We start from the raw sequence: 23,415 nt of genomic DNA, 5'->3' as shown, positions 1-23,415 counted from the left end.
GATTGCCTCCGGCATGGCCGGGGGCGATGACGTAACCAATGTGAGACGTCGTGCGCTCGTGTCCCGTGCGCACGCTGATGCGCGCATGCGCTGCAAGATGACGTGATGGGTGGTCCCGATGACTGATGACAAGATGATCTGCGAGATCTACAAGAGCGCCCGCAAGGACGAGATGTATCTGTACGTCGAGAAGACGCGAGGTCTCAAGGATGTGCCGGAGTCCCTGCTGGAGATCTTCGGCAGGCCTGCGCCGTTGATGACGCTGTTGATCCGTGCCGACAAGCCGCTGGCGCGTGTGGCCAGCACCACGGTGCTGGAGAAGATCCGGGAGCAGGGCTTCTACCTGCAGATGCCGCCGGTCAAGGAAAATCTCCTCAAGGAGATTGGCGTGACGCCGCCGGAAACGCACTACTGACGACTGCCCGTCGTCAGACGAGACCGACTGGACCGACCCTGCTGCCCGGCAGGGCGAGGAGAGCAAGATGAGTGATGTTCCGCAACCTGACGGCGGAAAACGTGAGCGTTTCTGGGAGCGACATGCGCTTTCGGAGCTGAACACGGCCGAGTGGGAGGCACTGTGTGATGGCTGTGGCCAATGCTGCCTGCTGAAATTCGAGGATGAAGACAGTGGCGACATCGCGGTACTGGATGTCGCCTGCCGCCTGCTGGATGTGCGCAAGGTCAGCTGCCGTGATTACCCCAATCGCGCCACACGCGTGCCGGGCTGCATCCCGCTGGATGTCGAGACGGTGGGCAAGCTGCGCTGGCTGCCGGAAACCTGTGGTTATCGCCGCCTGAATGAAGGCCGTGAGCTGCCAGAATGGCATCCGCTGCTGACCGGGGATGCCAGAAGCGTCAAGCGTGCCGGTGTCGCGGTGTCACGCTTCGCCGTCTCCGAGGCCTCGGTGCGCCAGCAGGATCTGGAAGACCATATCATCGCGATCATCGACCCGGAGAGCTGAGGCGCTGACGTTTTCGCGTCTCCCTGTCTGCCCGTCTTGATCGTGCAAGCGCAGCTCCTTGAGCTGCGCTTTTTCTTTGCCCGTTTTTCTTTGCCTGTTTTTCCTTGCCTGGTCTGAGGCAGGTGGGGCCTGGTGGTGTCTGCGTAGAGCCGCCGTCTGCATGGCAAGGCGGGGGCCGGCTGGCGCAATGGCTGGTTGTAAATAAATGAACGTTCATTTATTTTGTGTGGATTCTCATCCTGAGCAGATCCAGAGGCAGACAGGCCATGCGCCATCGTGATGAACACAAGCAGCAGGCGCTGCTGGAAGCCACTCTGCATGAGGTGGCCGAGCATGGTTTTGCCGTGACCTCCGTGGCACGCATCGCGCGTGCTGCCGGCATGTCCCCCGGAACGCTCTATCTTTACTATCGCGACAAGGACGACTTGCTGGAGGCCACCTTCAGCGAGGTCAGCCGTCGCATCATCGAGGTGGCGCTTGATGCCTTCGAGGCCGAGCCGGACGCGCAGGTATCACGGGTCACATCGCCCGCGATGTCCCCCGCGGCCTGGCAGCTCAAGTCAGCGCTGTGTCGGGTGTGGCACGCCCTGGTGATGCTGGGGCGCCGCCAGCCCGCCTTGTTCCGGTTTCATGATCAGTTTCTTCACTCCTCGCATATGCGGGACGCCCTGAAGGTGGCCAACCAGGAGCGGGCCGCGCCCTTGCTGGAAGCCTTCGCGCAGGGCCAGCGGACCGGCATTCTGAAACAGATCGACATCGCTCTCATCGAGGTGTTCATGTTTCGTTCGATCTACAGCCTGCTGCAGGGCTCGGGCTGTCAGGTGCCGGCCATCAGTGATGCCTGCTTCGACCAGGCCTTCGAGATGGCCTGGGACGCGATAGCGCTTCGTCATCCAGCGCCGTGAGCCATGGCCGTACGCATTGCCGGACAGATGACAGATCTTCGTTTTGTGCTTTTCCATTCCAATGACTCAAGGGCCTGCTGATGAAACTTCGACCTGGTGCCAAGCCACACCTGCGTACTCCCGCCGCCTGGCGCGGAGGCCTCGCCCTGCAGCTGTTTGCCGGTCTGCTGCTGGCCCTCGGGCTTTCGGCCTGCAGCGAGGCCGAGGCGCCGCTGAAGAAGCAGAAGGTGCATCCGGTCAAGTTGCTGTCATTGTCGGATGAGGGGGGCGGTGTCATTCAGCGCTATCCCGGCGTGGTCGAGGCCTCCGAGCGTTCCAATCTCTCGTTCCGGATCGGCGGTGAGCTGCGTGAGCTCAACGTGCAGGCCGGCCAGGAGGTCACGCAGGGTGAGCTGATCGCGCAGCTGGATGATCGTGATGCCCGCAGTCAGCTCAACAACGCCCGTTCCAGCTTCAATCTCGCCCAGGCGACCTACAAGCGCATGAAGTACTCGGTGGAGAAGGGCGCCATCAGCCGTGCCCGCTTCGATGAGGCACAGGCGGAATTCCAGTCGGCACAGGCCCAGTACTCCCAGGCGCAGGACCAGCTCAGCTATACCGAGCTGAAAGCCCCCTATGACGGGGTGATCGCCCGAGTGCCGGTGGACAACTATCAGGTGGTCACGGCGCAGGAAACCATCGCGGTGCTCCAGCAGCCCGGTCAGATCGACGTGACCTTCAATCTGCCGGAACGCCAGGTGCGCGCCATCGACCGTGAGCGTGCCATGGCCGGGCGTCAGGAGGATGCAGCGCTGGCCTGGGTACGCTTCGGTCGCGGTGAACAGCGCTATCCGGCGCGCTACAAGGAGCATGACACCAGCGCCAGTGAGGGCTCGCTGAGCTATCAGGTCACCCTGACCCTGCCGGAGCCTCAGGACATCACCGTGCTGTCCGGCATGAGCGCGACGGTCGAGCTGGACATGCAGCAGCTGACGGGGGCCACCGGGGGGCAATGGCGTGTGCCGGTGGAAGCGGTGGTGATGCGCGATGCCGACCCGCAGCAGGCCGTGGTGTGGCGTTATGTGGAAGACGGCTCTGCTGCCACCGAGACGTCTCCGGACGTCGAGGACAAGGACAAGGCAGGGCAGGGGACGGTGGAAGCCGTGCCCGTCGAGGTGCTTCAGGCCACGGGCGAGGGGCTGGTGATCACGGGGGAGTTGAATGCCGGTGATCGTCTGGTGACCGCGGGTGCCAGCCGCATGCAAGCCGGGGAGCCTGTGCGCCCCTGGGTCAAGGAAGCGGGGCTCTGATCCATGGTCGATTACTTCCTGAGACACAAGGTCATCAGCTGGATGGTCACGCTGTTGCTGTCGGTGGGCGGCGTGGTGTCATTCTTCAATCTTGGCCAGCTGGAGTTTCCCGAGTTCACCATCCGCAATGCGGTGGTGATCACCCAATATCCGGGCGCCACCCCCAAGCAGGTGGAGGAGGAGGTCACGCTGCCGCTGGAGAAGGCCATCCAGCAGATTCCCAATCTCAAGCGTGTCAGTTCGGTCAACAGCTCAGGCCTTTCGCAGATCACGCTGGAACTCGAGAGCAGCGTGCGCGCAGGCGAGATGCAGCAGTACTGGGATCTGTTGCGGCGCAAGATCAATGATGCCCAGTCGAGTCTGCCACCCGGCAGCTCCTCCTCGGTGGTCAATGATGACTTCGGGGACGTGTTCGGCCTGCTCTACAACCTGAGTGGCGAGGGCTACTCGGCGCATGATCTCGAGGATCAGGCCGATTTCCTGCAACGCGAACTGACGCTGGTGGAGGGCGTGAAGAAGGTCTCCATCGTCGGCGCGCGCAGCGAGCAGGTGATCGTGGCGCTGGACCGTGATCGCATGCAGGCGCTGAACATCTCGCCGGACCAGCTCTCCAATCTGCTCAATGCCCAGAACGTGGTCGGCAATGCCGGTCGTATCCGTCAGAACGGCCTGTCGCTGGAATTGCAGCCGGGCGGGGAGTTCCAGAGCGTGCAGGATCTGGAGCGCCTCGTGGTCGGTCGCCCCGGCAATGGCGGCCTGATCCGCCTCGGGGATATCGCCTCCGTCAGCCGCGAGTACACCGAATCCCCGTCACGTCTCTATCACACCGATGGCGAGACCGCTCTGTCGCTGGGGATCTCGTTTGCCTCCGGCGTCAATGTGGTGGAGGTCGGCGAGCGAGTCGACCAGCGTCTGGGGGAGCTTGAATCGCGCATGCCGTTGGGCATGGAGCTGACCACCGTCTATCACCAGCCGCAGGTGGTGGATGAGGCGGTCTCCGGCTTCCTGCTCAATCTGGCCGAGGCCGTCGGCATCGTGATCCTGGTGCTGCTGCTGTTCATGGGCGTCAAGAGCGGGGTGCTGATGGGGCTGGTGCTGCTGATCACCATCCTCGGCACCTTCGTGATGATGTCGATCCATGGCATCGAGCTGCAGAAGATCTCGCTGGGCGCGCTGATCATCGCGCTGGGCATGCTGGTGGACAACGCCATCGTGGTCACGGAAGGCATGCTGATCGGCCTCAAGCGTGGCAAGACCAAGCGTCAGGCTGCCTTCGAGGTGGTCAACCAGAATCGCCTGCCGCTGCTGGGGGCCACGGTGATCGCGATCACCGCCTTCGCGCCCATCGGTCTGTCGCCGGATGCGACCGGGGAATTCGTCGGCTCGCTGTTCTGGGTGCTGTGTTACTCGTTGCTGTTGAGCTGGATCACCGCCCTGACGCTGACCCCGTTCTTCTTCGACATGTTCTTCCGCGAAGCGCGTGAGACATCGGGCAACGACAAGGATGGCGCCGAGCATGAAGACCCTTACCGGGGCGTGGTCTTCCGTGGCTTCCGAACCCTGCTGGGCTGGGCGATCCGTCTGCGCTGGCTGACCTTGGGCGGGGCGCTGGCACTGCTGGTCGTGGCCGTGATGAGCTTTGGCCAGATCAAGAATGCCTTCTTCCCGGATGCCTCGACACCGCTGTTCTTCGTCGATGTCTGGATGCCGGAAGGCACCGATGTGCTGGAGACCGAACGGCATGTCTCGCGTCTGGAGCAGCAGGTGCTGAAGATGGAGCGCGTCAACCATGTCACCAGCGTGACCGGGGGCGGTGCCCAGCGCTTCACCCTGACCTACTCGCCGGAAGACAGCTACGCGAGCTTCGGTCAGCTGATCGTCGAGACCGAGGACCGCGACAGCCGCGAAGCGCGCATGGAGGAGGTGATACGCCTGTTGCGCGCCGAGTATCCGCAGGTGGAATACAAGGTGCAGGCCTTGCAGGTCGGCCCGTCCGCCAAGGCCAGTCTCGAGGCGCGCCTCTACGGCGAGGACCCGGCGGTACTGCGCCAGCTGGCCGCCGAAGTGCGTGACGTCTTCGAGCAGGAGCCGCTGGCAGACAGCATTCGCCTGTCGTGGCGCAACCGCGTCAATCGCATCGAGCCCGAGTTCCTGGATGATCAGGCGCGGCGTGTCGGCGTGACGCGGGATGCATTGCATGAGGCATTGCTGATCAACAGTGATGGCGAGAGCGTCGGCGTCTATCGCGAGGGCTCCGAACTGATCCCGATCCTGCTGCGCGGTGAGGAGCGTCAGCGCTTTGATCTCGACACCCTGGCCAGTCTCAACGTCTGGAGCGACGAACAGGAAACCTATGTGCCGGCGGGGGCGGTGATGGGCCCGCTCAAGGCCGAACTGCGTGATCCCCTGATCAAGCGGCGCAATCGCGAGCGCATGCTGGCGGTCTATGCGGAGCCGATGCCACTGTCCGGCGAAACGGCCGCCAGTGTATTGAGTCGCATCCGACCCAAGGTCGAGGCCATCGAGCTGCCGGAGGGATATCATCTGGAGTGGGGCGGTGAATACGAGACGTCCACCGATGCGCAGAAGGCGCTGTTCTCCTCGCTGCCGATGGGGCTGTTGGGGATGTTCGTGATCACGGTGCTGCTGTTCTCCAACCTGCGCCAGGCGCTGGCCATCTGGTCCATCGTGCCGCTGACGCTGATCGGTATCGTCAGCGGGTTGATCGTGTTCGGGGCGCCATTCACCTTCATGGCACTGCTGGGCACCCTGAGCCTGGTCGGCATGGTGCTCAAGAACGCCATCGTGCTGGTGGAGGAGATCAACGTGCAGCTGACCGAACAGGAGGACCGCTTCCAGGCGGTGATGCTGGCGGCGGTCAGCCGCGTGCGGCCGGTCTCGATGGCGGCGATCACGACCATGCTGGGCATGATTCCGCTGTTCTCGGATGCCTTCTTCTCGAGCATGGCGGTGGCGATCGTCTTCGGTCTGGGCGTCGCGACGCTGCTGACGCTGGTCGTGCTGCCGGTGGCCTACTGTGCACTGTTCCGTATTCCGGCAGGCAAGCACGAGGCGGCGTAGTCACGTCCCCCATGGCCATCCTCCCGGGAAGGCGCCATGCAGTGATGCCAACCACTGATGGCAAGCACTGCCGTTGGCGAGTCAGCGGTGTTCTCACGCGTCATCGCGATGCAGTCGATCCCGCATGGGGGCATCGCCAACAGCGCCTTTCCGTTACACTATGCGCCGCCAGTGGCGTGTTTAGGGTCCGCTGCTGGCCCGTCGTCATCAAAACCTGTCGAGTCGTGAGGTGTGCCTTGGTCGAACCCCTGAGTGCCTGGTGGGGGCAGCAGCTGGTGTTGTGCGGTTGGCGTTTCAGTGCGACACCCGAAGCGGTGTGGACATCCGAGGAGGCGCGTGCGCGCCTCAAGGCGCTGGAAGTGCCGGATGCCGGCGAGCTGGGCTGGCGCTTGCTGGAAGCGTTCCCCAGTGACATGCCCGACTCGCTGCGTCAGCTGGAAGCGCTGGAGCTGCTGGCGTTGGCGCGGACGGCTGGCTGGCTGTCCGAGGCGCGCACGCGTGCCTGGCTGGTGCGATTGCTCATGGCCATCGCATCACGTTTCACCTCGCTGGATGACTGGCTCAAGGCGCTGGCGCATTCGCGCAGCGATGCTGGCTGGACACGCGGCGATGACGGCTTCTTCGAGGCCAGTCTCGCGCTGTCCCGGCTGGAGCAGGAAGAGGCAGGCGTCACCTGGCCGCGTCTGCTGGAGGCGCTGGAAGGCCGTCAGCCGGTACCCGCCACCGAGCTGTGGCCGCAGGGTGAGCGTGACCGGGTGTGGATGGCGCGCGCCATCTTTGCACCCTGGGTCGGCGGGACGGCACTGACGTCGACGGATGACGGCCTCTGCGAGGCGAGTGACAGCGGTTTCGATGCGCAGGGTCACTGGCCCGACGTGCAACGCTGGCTGCGTGATACCTGGGCGATCCGCACTCGTGACGAATTGATCCGTCTGCTGTTGTGGCTGGCCTCACAAGGGCATCGCTACGGCTGGGACATCGACAGCGCGCGCATGCTGTCGGCCAGTCAGGATGAGCGTGACAAGTGGCTCGACGAGCTGGAGTCTGACGCCGCCTCCGAGGAGGCCGAGCGCAAGGCTCAGGGTCTCGCCGGCACCCCGGCACATGCGGCGGCCAGTGCGGAGCTGGCGGCCGCTGCGGGTCTCGAACAGGGCCCGTCGCCCGTGGCCTACGGGGAGCTGCTGCTCCAGTATCTGGATCGTGGTGAGCCACTGGAATTTGCCGCCTGGGACTGGCTGCGGCTGGTGGATCTGGCCTTTGCCGGTCTGTGTGCCGGCTGGTTGAGTCGTGAGGAGGGCGAGGACTTCGCCGCGCATGGTATCGACCTGCTGGTGCGTCGCTACGCGGATTGGCAGGGCGTGGCGTGCGCCTATCAACGCGGACGCAGCCTGTTCGAGGGGGCGGATCTCACCGGCTCCACCGACAGTGACTGGCGGCCATTGATGGCCTCACCGGTGACGCCGCTGCGCTGCGAGCTGCACGCGTTGCTGCCGGAGGCCATCCGGGATCGCTCACGCACCGCCATGCGTCAATGGCGCAGTGACAGCCGCCACTGGGTGCTGGCCATTGCCAGCATTCGAGAGCCGGACCTGCTCTATCGTCAGGGGCTGCCAGCGGATGTGGCGGACGCGCGGCGTGAAGAGGCGCGTCAGTACCTCAACGAGACGCTGGCCCTGGATACCCGCGATGGCGTGGCCGGCATGGCGCGTTTCTGGCTGCCGGCGCAGGCCCATCACCTCAATCAGCTGGCGGCCGATGCCGCACGGGGTGGGCTGCCTGATCCTCAGACGCCCTTCGGTCGCGCCGATAGCGCCGAGCTGGAACGGCGACAGCGGCTGGCAGTCTGTCATCGTCATCCTGCCAGCATCGTGATGGCGGAGAAGTACGCGTTCTATCTGCTGATGGTGCAGGACAGCCGCGATTTCGATGCCGGTGAGCTGGCGCAGTGTGCCGAGCGCCTGCGCAGCGCACTGTGCCGCTTCTATCCGGACGCCGTCCGCCTGCTGGAAGCCTGGGCGGTATGGGAATCCGCGGTCCCGGAACTTGAGGACCACCCGCTGGTCAACGAGATCCGCTGGCATCTCGAGGACCCCGGCAGCCTGTTCCACTGGCTTGACTGGCGCGCCAGTGACTGGCAGGAGCCCGGCGAGCGCCCCAGTCTGGATCGTTTCACGGCGCTTGCACTCAGTGGCCCGCTCAATTCGCCCTGCTGGGGCGAGCCGATGGTCGAGCATGGCCGGGGAGTCGAGGAACTGACCGGCTGGCTGGAAGGTCATTATGGTCTGGCCAACGCCGAGATGCTGATCGGCTTCCTCGATTTCCTGCGTGAAGCCGGGGATCGGGACGAATATCAGATCAATTACGGCCCCTATACCCTCAATCGTGCGCGTCTGGACAACGAGATCGATGTGCTCGAGAGCGGTGAACGCGGCGAGGATGAGCAGGTGCACCTCGATCGCCTGCGCCGTGTGCGTGACAACGAGGCCCGCTGCAATGAGCTGGACATGGCAGCCTGGGACATCGCGCAGCTGGTGGATCTGGCGATTGCCGGCCGTCAGCTGGGATGGCTGGATGCGGCCACCTTCACGGCCTATCTGGACAGCGCCCATGCGATGGCGCGAGCACACTACGGCAGCTGGAAGGAATATGCGCGCGGGCTGTTCGCCGGCTATGCCTTCTTCATGGGCGATACCGATCAGCGTGACAGCTTCCTGCGCGGCTTCCGTGATGTATTGATCCAGTGGCTGACGGCGGCGCCGCCATTGGCCGGACCCTGGGCCAGTCTGGATTTCCCGGGGGCGCGTCCGGGGCATTGGCCGGCGCTGCATCTGGATACCCTGAGCGGTGATGCTCGTCTGCTGCATTGAGTATTTTCTGATGCTTTAGTCTATCTTGTGAGGCGATGGCATACGGATTGCGGCAATATGCACTACCCTGCTGCGAACGGCATTCAATTGCGTCACAGGTCTCAGGGCATGCCGTTGATCCTGTTGATTCACGTTTCAGGCATGCAGGCATCTCGTGATGACGGGATTCCTGCCGGCTTTCTGTCTTGTCATGCATCACCTGTTATCGCCGTCCGCAAGTGCTGATCACGTTTTGTCTCATGGCGCCGGGCCCACGACGAGGAATGTTGGATGCGTCACACGTTATTGTGTTGTCTTTTACTGTTGCCGCTAGGTGTGGCGGGGTGTGCCAGCCATTCACAGCCTCCGAGTGACATGGCCTATTACGATGTCGATCTGCCGGAATTGCCCAAGCTCAAGCGTTACCGTCAGCAGGCCGGCCAACCGCAGGGCCCGGCAGAGCCGCAGCTGGCATCGGGTCCCAGTATCCGGGAAGTGTTGCTGGAAGAGCATGATCGCTGGGCGGGAACGCCCTATCGCCTGGGCGGCACCAACTCACGGGGCATCGATTGTTCTGCGCTGATGCAGCATGTGTTCAGTGACGGTTTCGGGATCGAACTGCCACGTACCACCCGTGATCAGGTCAAGCGGGGCAAGCGTATCGACAAGTCGCAGTTGAAGCCGGGGGATCTGGTGTTCTTCCGCCCCTCACGTCGTTACAACCATGTGGGCGTGTATGTGGGCAACGGCTATTTCCTGCATGCCTCCACGTCACGTGGCGTGAAGCTGTCGCGGCTGGACAATGTCTACTGGTCGCAGCACTACTGGCAGTCGCGGCGGCCCATGCCCCACGAGGCCATGCAGATGAAACTGGCCATGCGCAGTCAATGATGACACTCGCATGATGGACAACACCCGGCCCTGGCCGGGTGTTGTCGTTTTCGGCCCGCGAATTCTCGAGCCTCGCCATGTCCGGCAGCCCGCCTCATGGACTTTCGCGTACCACGGAATGTTCGATCACGAAGTCGACGAAGGCCTGTTCGGCCCGCGACAGTCCACGCTCACGTCGCCAGGCCAGCGACAGGTCCAGCCAGGCGGGTTCACTGAAGGAGATGGCGGTGAGGTTGTTTTCCTCACGGTCATCCTCCACCACGCGCTTGAGGAAGGTGGTGATACCGAAGCCGCGTGACACGATCGCCTTGTTGAGCGCGATCAGGTTGGATTCGAAGGCGATACTGGGAATCAGGCCGTGCTGGCTTGCCAGACGTTCGATGAAATCGCGATGGAAATAACCGCGCTTGAAGACGACCAGCTCTTCAGCGAAGAATGCTTCGAGGCTGATGTGCTCCCGTGTCGCCAGCGGGTGGTCGTTGGGCAGGCAGACCACCATCTCTTCGCGCAGGAAGTGCTGGCTGACCAGCCCGCTGGTGGCGCTGCCGGGGTGTTCCTCGACGATGACGCCCAGATCCAGCTCGCCATTGTCGATCATCTTGCGAAGACTCAGGGTGCCGCCCTCGATCACGCTCAAGGTGATATCAGGGTGGCGCGCCTTGAAGGCCATCAACAGGGGCGGGAAATAGTAGGACCCCAGCATCGAGGACACGCCGATGCGTACCTCACCTTTGACCAGGCCATCCAGTTCGGCCATGGCCAGGGCCGCTCGCTGCGCCTGTTGCAGCAGAGAGCGTGCATGCACGAGCAATGTCTCACCGGCGGGCGTCAGACTCACGCCCTTGGTGCCACGTATCAACAGCGGCTGGCCCAGCCGGGTCTCCAGGTTGGCGATCGACTGACTGACGGCCGACTGGGCCAGTTGCAGCGCCGTGGCGGCGGCGGTGAAGCTGCCGCGCTCCGTGACACTCACGAAGATCTCCAGTGCCCGCAGATCGAAGGGCAGTTTCATGTCGCGCTCTTCATGTCTGACGCCATCCTCATCCGTCGCCCTTGTCCCCGACCCTGACCGGCGTCCCTTGCAGCCATCACGCCGTCCAGTCCCCTGGACGTCATTCACCATGCGCAGGCGGTCTGACGGCGTGAGGCCTGCAGGCCGGTGGGTCAGGATCATGGGTATCACTTTTGCTGATGGCTGGCATCATGTCGAGCTATTTTACTGATGGTGTTCGAGGGCGCAGACTCACGCCATCCCCATGATTGACTGCAGGTACCTGATGGCTTCATCGCTGAGTGCGTCTTCCACCGCCCCATCCGACTCGGGGCATCACGATACTGCCGGGCAGCCAGTGCTGCCGTCCCCTCTCAAGGCGCATGGCCGTGATTGGCGACGCATGACCCAGGCGTTGTGTCTGGGCTCCTTCGTCGTCTTCATCAATCTCTATGTGGTGCAGCCGATGTTACCGCTGCTGGCGACCGACCTTGGCCTGAGCTCGCTGCAGGCGAGTCTGTCGTTGTCGGTGACCACCCTCACGCTGGCATTGGCGTTGCTGGTCTTCGGTCCGTTATCGGATGCACTGGGACGGCGACGTCTGCTGCTCTGGACATTGGCCGGGGGGGTGGCCTGCTCGGGACTTGCCTTGCTGGCTGAAGGTTTCTGGTCGCTGTTGGCAGTACGTGCGTTGCAGGGCTTTCTGCTCGGGGGCTTGCCGGCGGTCGCGGTCGCCTACATGAGCGATGAGATGGAACAGCCGGCGTTGATGGCTGCGGTGGGGCTCTATATCAGTGCCAATTCGCTCGGCGGCATCAGTGGGCGGGTCGCTGGAGGTTTCGTGGCTGAGCACTGGGGCTGGCAGATGAGTTTCGCGGTGATTGGCGGTATCAGCCTGTTGCTGCTGGCGGCGCTGTGGCAGTTGCTGCCGCGTCAGCGACGCTTCGTGGCACAGCCCTTCCATCCGGCCAGCATGCTGGCAGGGCTGGGGCGCCATCTGCGCAATCCACGGCTGTGGCCGGTGTTTCTGCTCGGTGGACTCAACTTCTTCATCTTCGTGAATCTCTACAGCTACATGACCTTTCGCCTGAGCGCGGCCCCCTGGTCACTGGGGAGTCAGTGGTTGGGATTGCTGTTTCTGACCTATCTGGCAGGCACCTTCGGTGCCGCGCAGTCCGGCCGGTTGGCACAGCGTCTGGCCGCCGGGCGGGGGCAGGCACTCGCGCAGGGAGCGCAGCGACAGGAGGAGCAGGATGGTGCGCAACGCCGCGCCCAGGCACTGACAATGATGCTGGGCACCGCGCTCTTGATTCTCGGCACTCTGGTCACGCTGAGCCATTCGTTGATCGGCATGCTGGCCGGCCTGAGCCTGAATGCCTTCGGCTTCTTCCTGGCGCATGCCACCGCGTCGGCCTGGGTCGGGCGCAATGCCGAAGGGGCGCGGGCCAGCGCCAGCGCGCTCTACCTGACGGCTTACTATCTCGGGGCGAGCCTGGGCGGCTTCTGGCTGGAGCCCTTCTGGCAGCAGGCAGGGTGGCCAGGGGTGGTGGTGGGTGGCGTCAGCGTTCTGCTTGTCACCCTGGGGTTGGCGATGCTGTGCTGGCGACGGGCCACGCCGCAGCATTGATATCCACCGTGAGATTCCTGCCTGACACGCAAACGGCTCGCCAGATGGCGAGCCGTTTGCGTGTCAGTGGCAGGCGAGGCGACTCGACGGTGAGACTCAGTGCGCCGGGGCGTCATCTCCCCAGATTTCCTCGAGACGGTCATCACGGCCACAGCCCGCGCGATAGAAGCGATAGCGCACCGGGTTCTTCTGGTAGAAGTCCTGGTGATATTGCTCGGCGGCATACCAAGGGCCCGCTGCCTCGATCTCGGTGGCGATGCCTTCGGGGAATCTGTCCTTCAAGTCGTCGAGGCTCGCCCGGGCGGCGTCTTGCTGCGCTTCATCCACCGGATAGATGCCACTGCGGTATTGGGTGCCGGCATCGCAGAACTGACGATCCACCGCGATCGGGTCGATGTTGTGCCAGAAGACCTCCAGCAGGGTGTCATAGCTGACCTTTTCAGGGTCATAGACCACCTTGACCGCCTCCGTATGGCCCGTCCTGCCGGCCGAGACCTGCTTATAGGTGGGATTGTCCGTCTCGCCTGCCGTGTAGCCGGACGTCGTCGAGATCACGCCGTCAAGCTTGTCGAAGGGGCCTTCCATGCACCAGAAGCAGCCACCGGCGAAGATGGCGACCTCCTGGCCTTGAGTGACACCCTCGGCGACGCCTCTGGGCGCCTGTTCCGGGTCAAAGGCATTGGCGTGGCCGGCAATCAGAAGACCGCCAAGTAGGCTGGCAAGCGGTGTGAGACGTTTGAGCGCAGTGGAGGGGAATCGCGTGTATCGGGTCATGGTGTCTCCGGGAAAGGCGTCGTTCCTTCGAAGTGAGAACACGGAAATCTCCATGTCTCGATGGGCCGCGAGGTGGCTTGCCTTGCCATTCCCTCACTGCCTGTATCAGGGTTCTACGCGAATCAACGTGGGATGGATGCGAAGATGTCGTATGAAACGGTACTGTTACCGTGATCATGATGAGGTCGTTCGCGTCATCATGACCTGATGAGTGCATCCAGTCAGCAACGCGTCTCGTAAGGACACGGTACATCCCAATGACATGCCCATGACGGCAGGAATCGAAAAGGAAATCGCCAGTGAATAAACGCAAGTTACTGCTTCTGGGCGCCATCGTCGCTGCCATCGTGGTCTTCTTTGCCAGTGGGGCACAGGACTACTTCACTCTGCAGAGCCTCAAGGCCAGTCAGTCGGAATTTCAGGCACTCTTCGAGGAATCGCCGTTCAAGGTCGCGGGTACCTTCTTCGTCGTCTACGTGGCAATGGCGGCACTCTCGCTGCCGGGTGCGGCATTGCTCACCCTGCTGGGCGGCGCCCTGTTCGGGTTTGGCTGGGGTCTGTTGTTGATCTCCTTCGCCAGTACCATCGGTGCCACCCTGGCCTTCCTCATCTCCCGCACGCTGTTGCGCGAAAGCATCGAGAAGCGCTTCCGTCGTCAGCTGGAATCCCTGAATCGCGGGGTCGAGCGTGAAGGCGGCTTCTATCTGTTCACGCTGCGTCTGGTGCCGGTCTTCCCGTTCTTCATCGTCAATCTGGTGATGGGCCTGACCCGCATGCGTGTGGTCACCTTCTATGTGGCAAGCCAGCTGGGCATGCTCGCCGGTACCGCCATCTACGTGAATGCCGGTCGCGAGCTGGGTCAGCTGGAGTCGCTGTCCGGCATCCTCTCGCCGGGGCTGATCGCCTCCTTCATCGCGCTGGGCCTCTTCCCGTTGATCGCCAAGAAGATCGTCGGCGTGCTGCGCAAGCGCAAGCAGCAGGCGGCCTTCGACAAGCCGAAGACCTTTGACTACGACATGGTCGTCATCGGTGCCGGTTCCGCCGGGCTGGTGACCAGCTATATCGCCTCCGCCGTCAATGCGCGTGTCGCGCTGATCGAGCGTCACAAGATGGGCGGTGACTGCCTCAACACCGGCTGCGTCCCCTCCAAGGCGCTGATTCGTGCCGGGCGTGCGGCTCATGAGATTCGTCAGTCCCAGCGCTTCGGGATCACCGCCAATGAGCCGGAAATCGACTTCGCCAAGGTGATGGGGCATGTGCAGGACGTGGTCGAGAGTGTCGAACCGCATGACAGCATCGAGCGTTACGAGAGTCTGGGCGTGGAAGTCCACACCGGCAATGCCAGACTCAGGACGCCCTGGGAAGTGGAAGTCGATGGTCGCGTGCTGACCACGCGCAACGTGGTGATCGCCACCGGTGCCCGCCCGCGTGTTCCTGCGATCCCCGGTATCGAGCTGATCACGCCGCTGACCTCTGACAATCTGTGGGATCTCAGGGTGCAGCCCAAGCGTCTGGTGGTGCTGGGCTCCGGCCCGATCGGCATGGAGCTGGGGCAGAGCTTCGCGCGCCTGGGCAGTCACGTCACCATCATCGAGGGTGCCCCGCGGGTGATGCCGCGTGAAGACGAGGAAGTCAGCGCGCTGATGCACGAGCAGCTGGCCGGTGAGGGCGTCGACCTGCGCATCAATTCCACCGCCACGCGCATCGAGGTGCTCAAGGACAAGGACAGTCAGCCGATGCGCCATCTGGTCGTGAGTTCTCCCGACGGCGAGGAGAGCTGGATCGAGTTCGATGAGCTGCTGGTGGCCATCGGGCGCGAAGCCAATGTCGAAGGCTTCGGTCTGGAAGAGCTGGGCATCGCAGTCTCCGAGCGCGGCACCATCGATGTCTCCGAGTCGCTGCAGACGCTGCAGCCGAACATCTGGGCATGTGGCGATGTCGCTGGCCCCTATCAGTTCACCCATGCGGCAGGTCATCAGGCATGGCACGCCGCGGTCAATGCACTGTTCGGCGGATTGAAGACCTTCAAGGTCGATTACCGCATCATGCCGATGGTCACCTACACCGAGCCGGAAGTGGCACGGGTCGGCCTCAACGAGACCGAAGCCAAGGCGCAGGGCTATGACTATGAAGTGACCCATTACGAGATGGGCGAGAGTGACCGTGCCCTGGCCGAGCGTGCGACGGAAGGCTTCGTCAAGGTGCTCACCGAGAAGGGACGCGATCGTATCCTGGGCGTGACACTGGTCGGTGCCTATGCGGGGGAATGGCTGGCGGAATTCACCATGGCGATGAAGCATGGCATCGGTCTCAACAAGATCCTGTCCACCATCCATCCGTATCCGACACTGTCCGAGGCCAACAAGGCGGCAGCAGGCATGTGGAAGAACGCCCACAAGCCGGAAGGCGTGCTCAAGGTGCTGGATCGTTACTTCACCTGGCGCCGCAATGGACGCTTCGAGCCGACCAAGACACGCCAGGCGGATGACGCCACCCCTCCCGTGACGGTCGACAAGCACTGATCCTTTCCCATGCCGCGAACCTGCTCGTTCAGGGTCGCGGCATCTTGCTATCAGGAGAAACCTCCATGGCTACGACATGTCTGCCGGGGCGACGTCGCGCACTGGCATTGATGGGTGGGTCACTGGTGTTGATGGCCGGCATGAGTGCCATGCCCTGGGCCACGTCACTGGCGTACGCCGCCGATGCCGCCAAGGGGCGGGCAGTGCCGATGCTGGCTGCACTGGAGTGGAACGTGATCGCCGACAAGGCACGCGGTCAGCGCATCGACTTCCACGCCTGGGGCGGGAGTGAAGCCACCAACGCCTATCTGCGCGCCCAGGCAGAGATCGCGGCACGTGAGCACGGTATCGAGGTGCGTCACGTCAAGATTGCCGATACCGCCGAGAGCGTCTCGACCTTGCTGGCCGAGAAGGCGGCGGGGCGCAGTGATGGCAGTATCGATGTCATCTGGATCAACGGCGAGAACTTCCGCGCGCTCAAGCAGGCCGAGCTGGTGTGGGGACCCTTCGTCGAACGCCTGCCCAACAGCGAGTATCTGCTCGAGGAGATCGGTGCGCGTGACTTCGGGCTCGCCACCGAGGGAATGGAGGCACCATGGGGGCGTGCCCAGCTGATCTTCATGTACGACAGTGCCTTGCTGGAATCGCCGCCACGTTCGATGCAGGCGCTGCTGGACGTGGCGAAGGCCAACCCCGGGCGCGTGACCTATCCGCAGCCACCGAGCTTTCATGGCACCACCTTTCTCAAGCAGGCGTTGCTTGAGTTGATGCCGGGCGAGCAGCGTGAGCTGCTGGCTGCGCCGGTGGCGAGTGATGCTCTGTTCGCTGAGGTGACCGCACCGCTGTGGGACTATCTCGATGCACTGCATCCGCTGATGTGGGCGCAGGGCGAGCGACAGCCAGCCGGCGCCGAGGAGCAGATGAAACTGCTGGCTCAGCGCAGTGTCTGGATCGCGCTGACCTTCGTGCCCCAGGAAGTGGCCAATGGCCGTCAGGAAGGGCGGCTGCCACCGACCATTGAGCCGTATATCCATGACGGCGGCACTCTCGGCAATGTGCACTATCTGGCGATTCCGGCCAGTGCGCCTCACAAGGCGGCCGCATTGGTGTGGGTCAATCAGTTGATGTCCGCCGAGGCACAGGCTGCCAAGGCGGACCCCTCACGCTGGGGTGACGAGACGGTGCTGGACGTGACGCGCCTGCCGGCGGCACAGCGCGCTGCCTTCGACGCCTTGCCGGAACTTGCGGGTGGCATGTCGCCCGAAGCGCTGGGCACGCCGCTGAGCGAGCCGCATCCCAGTTGGACCGATGCACTGGAGGCCGAGTGGGCGCGACGCTATCGCAACTGACGCAATGGCTTGCCGAGCGCTGGCGCGCTGAGCGCCCGGCGGGGCGCCTGGCATTGACACCGGCTCGCCTGCTGCGCTGGGCGGTATTGCTGTTGTTGCTCGGCCCCACGGCGCTGGGGCTGGCAGGACTGGTCGCACCGGCCCTCGGGCTGTGGCCGGCGCTTGGCTTCGAGGAGGTCTCGGCGATCGCCTGGCAGCGCTGGTGGGCCTTGCCGGGACTGGCCGACGGACTGCGTCTGACCCTGGTCAGCGGGATCGGCGGCACGCTGCTGGCGGTACTGCTGACCATGGGCTGGCTGGCCGCGGCCGCCGGTACCCGTTTCGGCGAGCGCCTCGAACGTCTGCTGGCACCGGTGCTGGCGATGCCGCATCTGGCGCTGGCTCTGGGGCTCTTGTGGCTGGCCGCTCCCAGCGGCGTGCTGATGCGACTGCTGCTGGCACCCTTCGAGGTGCTGGTCCCCCCGCAATACCCTCTGCCGGACGCGCATGGCATCACGCTGGCGCTGGGACTGGCACTCAAGGAAGCGCCGTTTCTGATGCTGATGGCCCAGACGGCGCTCTCGCGTCTGCCGGTCACCGCGCAACTGCAGGCGGGCCAGGCGCTCGGCTACAGCATCCCCCAGCTGCGCTGGCGAATTCTGATGCCGCAGGTGATGCGGGCCATCGCCCTGCCCATCGGTGCCGTGCTGGCCTATTCGCTGGCGGTGGTGGATGTCGCTCAGGTACTGGGGCCGACACGTACGCCGACCTTGGCGGTGCGTCTGGTCGAACTGTGGCGTGACAGTGACCCGAGCTCACGTCTACCGGCCAGTGTCGGGGCACTCCTGCTGGCTCTGCTGGTCATCGTGGTGATGGCGCTGGGTGCCGCTGTGGGACGTTATCTGTTGAATCGCCATCGTGACTGGGTGCTCGACAATCCTGCACCTCGGGCGGCGGTACGCAAGGGGCAGCGCGGGCGCGTGATCCGCGTCCTGCTTGGTACGGTGACGGCAGTCTCGCTGCTGGCCTTTGCCGTGATCGCCGTTCAATCGCTGGCCAGAAGCTGGTTCTTCCCGTCACTGCTGCCGGCTCGCTGGGGGCTGGAAAGCTGGCAACAGGCGCTTTCAGGACTGGGTGGAGCCTTCAGCAACAGCCTGTGGCTCGCCGTGCTGGTCGCCACCCTGGCGGTGATGCTCAGTGTGGCGGTCTTCGAGCGTGAGCGTGAGGTGGGTCGCCTGCGAGGCTTCGTGGTGTGCCTCTACCTGCCGTTGCTGCTGCCTCAGGCAAGCTTCCTGTTCGGTTTCCAGGTCGGCTGGCTGAGCCTCGGCGCGGATCCGGGCTGGGTGGGGGTGGTGATCGGCCATCTGCTGTTCGCCTTGCCCTATGCCTGGCTGACGCTGGCCGGCCCCTGGGCCCGCTTCGATGTGCGCCTCGAGCAGGCAGCACGACTGCTGGGGCGCTCGCGGCTTGAGGTGCTGATCGGCATCCGGCTGCGCTTGATGCTCAGGCCTCTGGCCATCAGCTGGGCAGTGGCCTTCGCGGTCAGCATCGCGCAGTACGTGCCGACGGTGGTGCTGGGCGGTGGACGCGTCCCCACCCTGACCACCGAGACGCTGGCGCTGGCCACGGGGGCGGATCCTCGCCTGACGGCGGTCGCGGCCTGCCTGCAGGCCTGTCTGCCGTTGCTGATCTTCCTGCTGGCGAGAGCCGTGCCTGCCGGGCGCGCGCTGGCACCGATACGTGGCTGACGCCTGACACCTTCCCCATTCAATCATTCTGGAGTCGATGAAGCATGCTGGACAAGTGGACCTCACGCTGGGTACAGCCACCCCTGAAGCGCCTGGCACGTAGCGCAGCGGAACGCGGTCTGCATCCTGACCAACTGACGCTGGCTGGCTTCGTCATCGGCATGCTGGCATTGCCGCTGCTGGCCTATGGGCAATTCGGACTGGCACTGATCGCGATCCTGATCAATCGGGTGGTGGATGGGCTGGATGGTGCCCTGGCGCGTCATGCGGGCTTGAGCTCGGACGCCGGCGGCTTTCTGGATATCTGTCTTGATTTCCTGTTCTACGCCGCTGTCGTGGTGGGCTTTGCACTGGCAGACCCGGCCACCAATGCCATGCCGGCCGTGGCGTTGCTGTTCGCCTTCGTGGGCACGGGATCCAGCTTTCTGGCCTTTGCCATCATGGCGGCCAAGCACCAGCTGGAGCGACCCAATTTCACTCGCAAGGCCTTCTATTATCTGGATGGCCTGACAGAAGGCACCGAGACGATCGGCTTCTTCGTGCTGGCCTGTCTGATGCCGCAACATTTCGCATGGCTGGCGTGGATCTTCGCGGCGGCATGCATCCTGACCACGCTGACGCGCGTATGGGGAGGGTATGTCACCTTGCGGGCCCAGGACCGCAGCGAGCAGCACGGCACCGACCCGGACTGATGCGTGCCAAGCGCGGTACCTGGCCCTGCAGGTGACTCGTCCCGTCATCTTTTTTCATCGCGTTGTTCAAGCGCTCCGGAGTCTTGCCAATGAAAACCACTTCCCGTCAGTTGTCTTGCTTCCTCCCCATGCTCGCGGCAGTCGCCTCCAGTGGCCTGCTGGCGGCGGCGATGCCCTCCGCGGCGCTGGCGGCTGACAAGACCTTCACGCCGGCCGAGATTCTCGCCTGGGGCGAGAAGACCTTCGAAGGCCAGACCGCGTATCGCGTGGTGGAGCGCGAAGGCCGGCCCGCTCTCGAGGCGCGTGCTCAGGGCCAGGCCTCCGCACGCTATCTCGAGGAAGATATCTCGCTCGAGGAGACGCCCTATCTGAAGTGGTGCTGGCAGGTGGACAGCATCTATCCGGGCGTAAACGAGAAGACCAAGGGAGGGGATGACTACCCGGCGCGCCTCTATGTGGTCAACAAGACCGGCATCCTGCCGTGGCAGGTAGAGGCCATCAATTACGTCTGGTCCAGCAGTGAGGCGAAGGACAGTCATTGGGACAATGCCTTCACCGACCGCGCCGTGCTGCTGGCGGTGGAGTCCGGTGATCAGAAGGTGGGGCAGTGGGTCGCCGAGGTACGCGACCTGCGTGCCGACTACTCGGCGCTGTTCGGTAGCACGCCAGACGAGATAGCCGGGCTTGCGTTGATGGCTGACGGTGACAATGCCGGAGGCGACGCCACGGCGCTGTTCCGTGGGCTGAGCCTTTCCAGTGATGCCACGCCGCCCAGCTGCGGCGCCTGATCTGCAGAGCGAGCCTTCGGGAAGCCTCATCACAGACAGCATCATCAGAACCGGGCTTCAGAACCGGGCCTCAGAACTGGGCCTTAAAACCTGGTTTCAGACATGAAAAAGCCCCGCGACCGAGAATTCGGTGGCGGGGCTTCAGGTTCAGGCGTCACACATTCTCGTGTGAAGCACTCATCGGGCGACAGGGCCACCCGATGAGGGAAGGGGCGGAGCTTAGTGCTCCACGCCACCTTCACCGTGAACGTGGCCGTGTTCCAGCTCTTCGGCGGACGCTTCGCGCACGTTGGTGATCTCGACGTCGAAGTTCAGGGTCTCACCGGCCAGCGGGTGATTGCCATCGACAGTGACGGTGTCGCCTTCGACCTTGGTGACGGTGACCATCAGCGGGCCACCCTGGGTCTGTGCCTGGAACTGCATGCCGGCTTCGATCTCTTCGACGCCCTGGAAGGCTTCACGCGGCACTTCCTGCACCAGCGCTTCCTGGACATCACCGTAACCTTCTTCCGGAGAGACAGCGACTTTCAGCTTGTCACCGGAAGTCTTGCCATCGAGTTCCTTCTCGAGGCCCGGAACGATGTTGCCGGCACCGTGGATGTAGGCCAGCGGCTCACGGCCTTCGGAGCTATCCAGCACTTCACCTTCGTTGTTGGTGAGGGTGTAGTGGAAGGATACGACGGCATTCTGGGCGATTTGCATGTTGAGGGCCTTTCGATAGGTATATGAACGGTCAATGGTAACGTGACCCTGAGGTGGCTGTCAGGGGGCTACGAGGAAAAATCCCGCGTATCGCGTGGCTTGCAGCTTGTTGAACAGCCATCCTGCAGGGCATGTCATCCACGTCACCGTGTCTTGAAATACTAGGTGACGCCCTGAAGGAGGCTTTTCAACCCGGTCCCCGAATTTTTTCTTGCCTGTTGCCCCGGGTGAGACTACACGCCTGCGCGAGCTTCCAGGGCGGGAAGGCGACGGGCATGGAGGAGAGAGGGGCTTGAGGGAAGATTGAGGGAAGAAGGAAAGGGGGAGGAACAGGAGAGAAGAAAGAGGAGAACACGAGAGAAGAAAGGGGGAGCTGGCCGCGCTTCGCTGTACGAGGCAGGGCAACTTCAGGCGCCAATCACGGTCTCATGATCAATGACCGACAATGGTTGGTGCTGTCCGCTTGCGAGGGCATCGGGGGGCCGTTACTCTGCCTGTTCAGACTGCGAATTCTGACGCGGGCCTTTCGTTACCGGCTCCGCTCGCAAGGTCTGCCCCGTGGCCGCTGGCGGGAAACGACAATCACATGTTCCATGCGACCCTATCTTTCAGGAGAGAATTTCGATGACCGTGACACTGATCTGGCTGGTGAGCTTCGCCGCGCTCTTCATGCTGTGCTTGAACCGTTGGGAGGGCTCGCTGGGTGCCACCGTCAAGCGCATCCTGCCGGATGCCCTGAGCATCGACAGCGGTGATCGCTATGTCTGGGGCGCAGCGCTTGCCGTGCTGGGCGCTACTTTCATCGTCAACCCCATTTCCATGCTGATGGCGCTGATCATGCTGGCACTGATCGCCTTCATCGGCGGCAAGCTGATCTGCTGGGGCATGAGCAAGGTCAAGATGCACTGATCTGCCTTTATCATCCCGGGAGGCTTCAGTCCGCGTGTGACGCGCTGATCCGTTGCCTCCCACGGACACACGAAGGCCGGGCATCTGCCCGGCCTTCGTGTGTCTGGCACGCCTGTTCTCACCGTCGGTCTCTGGTCTTCACAGCCAGGTGGAGAGCGTGATGGAGCCGAACTGATCGCTTTCCTGTTGGGTCTCGAATTCGTGCGTGCGCCAGACGTTGACGAAGGCGAGCTGCCAGCGCTGCCAGCTCAGGGCAAAGCCGAGCTGGACATCTCCTACCAGCGGGCGACGGTCCACCGAGTCACTGTCCTCAAAGCTGTTGCCGTCCAGCAGCATGTTGCGCGCCACGGCACGGCCTTCCAGATTGGCGAACAGATACCAGGCGAATTCACCATCCGGCTCGAAATACTGACGCCCGCTCTGGGAGGGAGCGACGGTCGGGATGCCGTAGCTGCGTGTCAGTCCCTGGCCGATGCGCACACCGCCCCCCACGCCGGCGTAGGTATACAGGTTGCCCAGCGCCATCGAGGCAGAGGGACCGTACTCCATTTCCAGGCCCCCCAGGCTTGCCGGCAGCCACAGCTGGCTCTGCCAGCCGGCATTGACCACGGCTTCATTGTGAAGCTGATGGTCCCAGCCCTGCGGGTCATCACTGCCGGTGATCTCGTGGACTCCTTTCTGCGCCTTCTCGGCACCTGAGGCGGGACCGACGATACCGAGATCCAGATTGAAGGTATCGACCCGTCGCCAATCCTCTCCCTCTTCACCGGCGAACAGCGAAAGGCCACCGAACAGATAGCCCGCATAGGGGCGATCATCCTCGTTTGGTTGCTCGCGAGTGATGTCGTTGGGGGTATAGATCTGCTGTCCGAAGCGATAGGCCGTGGCATCCAGACGTGCAGCGCTGAAACCGGGCACCCAGTCGGCGAAGGCGCGAGACCAATGCTGATCCGGTGTCGCGAAGGTATAGCTCAGCGCAAACCCATTGGTGTAGTGGCCGTCATCGCCGGAGGCGAGAAGGTCATTCTCGACCTTGAGAGACAGTACGCCACCCTCGTCCTCGTCAGCCTCCACGATGGGGGCCAGCGCCACCGCGCCGAGCATGATCAGCGCCAGCCCCAGCCGTCGCGTGGAGAAGGCGGGAGCCATCTGTGGGACATGGCGGGTGACGATAGTCGCGCACGGACTCTCATCACCAGAACGGCGGTGTCCGTGGGAGGAACTGGTCAAGGATGACGCGCTGCAAGGCGTCTGGCGGGCGCTCTGAAGAGAATCTGTGGGACGGGCAGTGACGGGACGCATCGCAACTCCTGGGACGAAAAGTTGTACACAGAGTCTAGTTAAGCTGCATGTGTATAAC

The 23,415-nt window shown here is 63.5% G+C and carries 18 protein-coding genes; 14 read left to right on the top strand and 4 right to left on the bottom strand.

Translation table 11 applies throughout. The features are described 5' to 3' along the window. Positions 1-118 precede the first annotated feature (118 nt). The 7 genes from BOH68_RS13965 (at position 119) to BOH68_RS13935 (ending at position 9,974) form a co-directional block, all read left to right on the top strand. Positions 119-415 carry a YcgL domain-containing protein gene (locus tag BOH68_RS13965; protein WP_077375431.1) on the top strand — a complete coding sequence of 99 codons (297 nt, stop codon included), beginning with the start codon at positions 119-121 and terminating at the stop codon, positions 413-415. 67 nt (positions 416-482) lie between these two features. After that, positions 483-962, top strand: coding sequence for a YcgN family cysteine cluster protein (locus BOH68_RS13960; protein WP_077375429.1), 480 nt, complete (start codon positions 483-485; stop codon positions 960-962). A 266-nt stretch (positions 963-1,228) separates the two neighbouring features. Next, complete coding sequence (locus BOH68_RS13955) at positions 1,229-1,867, top strand: TetR/AcrR family transcriptional regulator (protein ID WP_077375426.1); 639 nt, start codon at positions 1,229-1,231, stop codon at positions 1,865-1,867. An 80-nt stretch (positions 1,868-1,947) separates the two neighbouring features. After that, complete coding sequence (locus BOH68_RS13950) at positions 1,948-3,156, top strand: efflux RND transporter periplasmic adaptor subunit (protein ID WP_077375422.1); 1,209 nt, start codon at positions 1,948-1,950, stop codon at positions 3,154-3,156. A gap of 3 nt (positions 3,157-3,159) precedes the next feature. Then, positions 3,160-6,237, top strand: a complete 3,078-nt coding sequence (locus tag BOH68_RS13945) for an efflux RND transporter permease subunit (RefSeq protein WP_077375420.1) — start codon at positions 3,160-3,162, stop codon at positions 6,235-6,237. Positions 6,238-6,473: 236 nt separating this feature from the next. Then, positions 6,474-9,104: a DUF1266 domain-containing protein gene (locus BOH68_RS13940; protein ID WP_077375417.1), complete on the top strand. Its 2,631-nt coding sequence runs from the start codon at positions 6,474-6,476 to the stop codon at positions 9,102-9,104. Between the two features lie 354 nt (positions 9,105-9,458). Further along, positions 9,459-9,974 carry a C40 family peptidase gene (locus tag BOH68_RS13935; RefSeq protein WP_205632728.1) on the top strand — a complete coding sequence of 172 codons (516 nt, stop codon included), beginning with the start codon at positions 9,459-9,461 and terminating at the stop codon, positions 9,972-9,974. 94 nt (positions 9,975-10,068) lie between these two features. Here the strand turns inward: BOH68_RS13935 and BOH68_RS13930 are convergent, their stop codons facing one another. Next, on the bottom strand, positions 10,069-10,986 hold the full coding sequence (locus BOH68_RS13930; protein WP_077375392.1) for a LysR family transcriptional regulator: 918 nt from the start codon (positions 10,984-10,986) through the stop codon (positions 10,069-10,071). A gap of 265 nt (positions 10,987-11,251) precedes the next feature. On the opposite strand from BOH68_RS13930, the gene BOH68_RS13925 reads away from it, so the two are divergent. Further along, complete coding sequence (locus tag BOH68_RS13925) at positions 11,252-12,592, top strand: MFS transporter (protein ID WP_077375389.1); 1,341 nt, start codon at positions 11,252-11,254, stop codon at positions 12,590-12,592. A gap of 96 nt (positions 12,593-12,688) precedes the next feature. Here the strand turns inward: BOH68_RS13925 and msrA are convergent, their stop codons facing one another. Continuing rightward, positions 12,689-13,366 carry a peptide-methionine (S)-S-oxide reductase MsrA gene (gene msrA, locus BOH68_RS13920; RefSeq protein ID WP_077375386.1) on the bottom strand — a complete coding sequence of 226 codons (678 nt, stop codon included), beginning with the start codon at positions 13,364-13,366 and terminating at the stop codon, positions 12,689-12,691. Between the two features lie 299 nt (positions 13,367-13,665). Between msrA and BOH68_RS13915 the strand changes: the two genes are divergently transcribed. The 5 genes from BOH68_RS13915 to BOH68_RS13895 all read left to right on the top strand — a co-directional run bounded on the left by BOH68_RS13915 (position 13,666) and on the right by BOH68_RS13895 (position 20,444). Continuing rightward, the gene (locus tag BOH68_RS13915; protein ID WP_077375383.1) at positions 13,666-15,888 is read left to right on the top strand and encodes an FAD-dependent oxidoreductase; all 2,223 of its coding nucleotides are present in this window, start codon (positions 13,666-13,668) and stop codon (positions 15,886-15,888) included. 65 nt (positions 15,889-15,953) lie between these two features. After that, a complete protein-coding gene (locus BOH68_RS13910; protein WP_258038232.1) occupies positions 15,954-17,237 on the top strand; it encodes an ABC transporter substrate-binding protein in 1,284 nt (427 codons plus the stop codon). Then, entirely contained in the window at positions 17,213-18,964 is a 1,752-nt protein-coding gene (locus BOH68_RS13905) for an ABC transporter permease (protein WP_077375380.1), read from the top strand. The genes BOH68_RS13910 and BOH68_RS13905 overlap by 25 nt, the downstream gene beginning before the upstream one ends. 44 nt (positions 18,965-19,008) lie before the next feature. Continuing rightward, positions 19,009-19,656: a CDP-alcohol phosphatidyltransferase family protein gene (locus tag BOH68_RS13900; RefSeq protein WP_077375377.1), complete on the top strand. Its 648-nt coding sequence runs from the start codon at positions 19,009-19,011 to the stop codon at positions 19,654-19,656. Between the two features lie 89 nt (positions 19,657-19,745). Further along, positions 19,746-20,444 carry a DUF3047 domain-containing protein gene (locus BOH68_RS13895; protein WP_258038231.1) on the top strand — a complete coding sequence of 233 codons (699 nt, stop codon included), beginning with the start codon at positions 19,746-19,748 and terminating at the stop codon, positions 20,442-20,444. A gap of 219 nt (positions 20,445-20,663) precedes the next feature. Here the strand turns inward: BOH68_RS13895 and BOH68_RS13890 are convergent, their stop codons facing one another. Continuing rightward, a complete protein-coding gene (locus BOH68_RS13890; RefSeq protein ID WP_065392558.1) occupies positions 20,664-21,146 on the bottom strand; it encodes an FKBP-type peptidyl-prolyl cis-trans isomerase in 483 nt (160 codons plus the stop codon). A gap of 624 nt (positions 21,147-21,770) precedes the next feature. On the opposite strand from BOH68_RS13890, the gene BOH68_RS13885 reads away from it, so the two are divergent. After that, the gene (locus BOH68_RS13885) at positions 21,771-22,055 is read left to right on the top strand and encodes a hypothetical protein (protein ID WP_077375371.1); all 285 of its coding nucleotides are present in this window, start codon (positions 21,771-21,773) and stop codon (positions 22,053-22,055) included. A 138-nt stretch (positions 22,056-22,193) separates the two neighbouring features. Here BOH68_RS13885 and BOH68_RS13880 read toward each other — a convergent pair whose 3' ends face one another. Then, on the bottom strand, positions 22,194-23,204 hold the full coding sequence (locus BOH68_RS13880) for a lipid A deacylase LpxR family protein (RefSeq protein WP_077375368.1): 1,011 nt from the start codon (positions 23,202-23,204) through the stop codon (positions 22,194-22,196). Between the last annotated feature and the right edge of the window lie 211 nt (positions 23,205-23,415).

It is taken from the genome of Cobetia sp. MM1IDA2H-1, assembly GCF_002916775.2.
GTDB classification, from domain to species: Bacteria; Pseudomonadota; Gammaproteobacteria; order Pseudomonadales; family Halomonadaceae; genus Cobetia; species Cobetia marina.
Note: the sequence above shows the minus strand (reverse complement) of the source record. Positions and strands in the feature narration are given on the sequence as shown.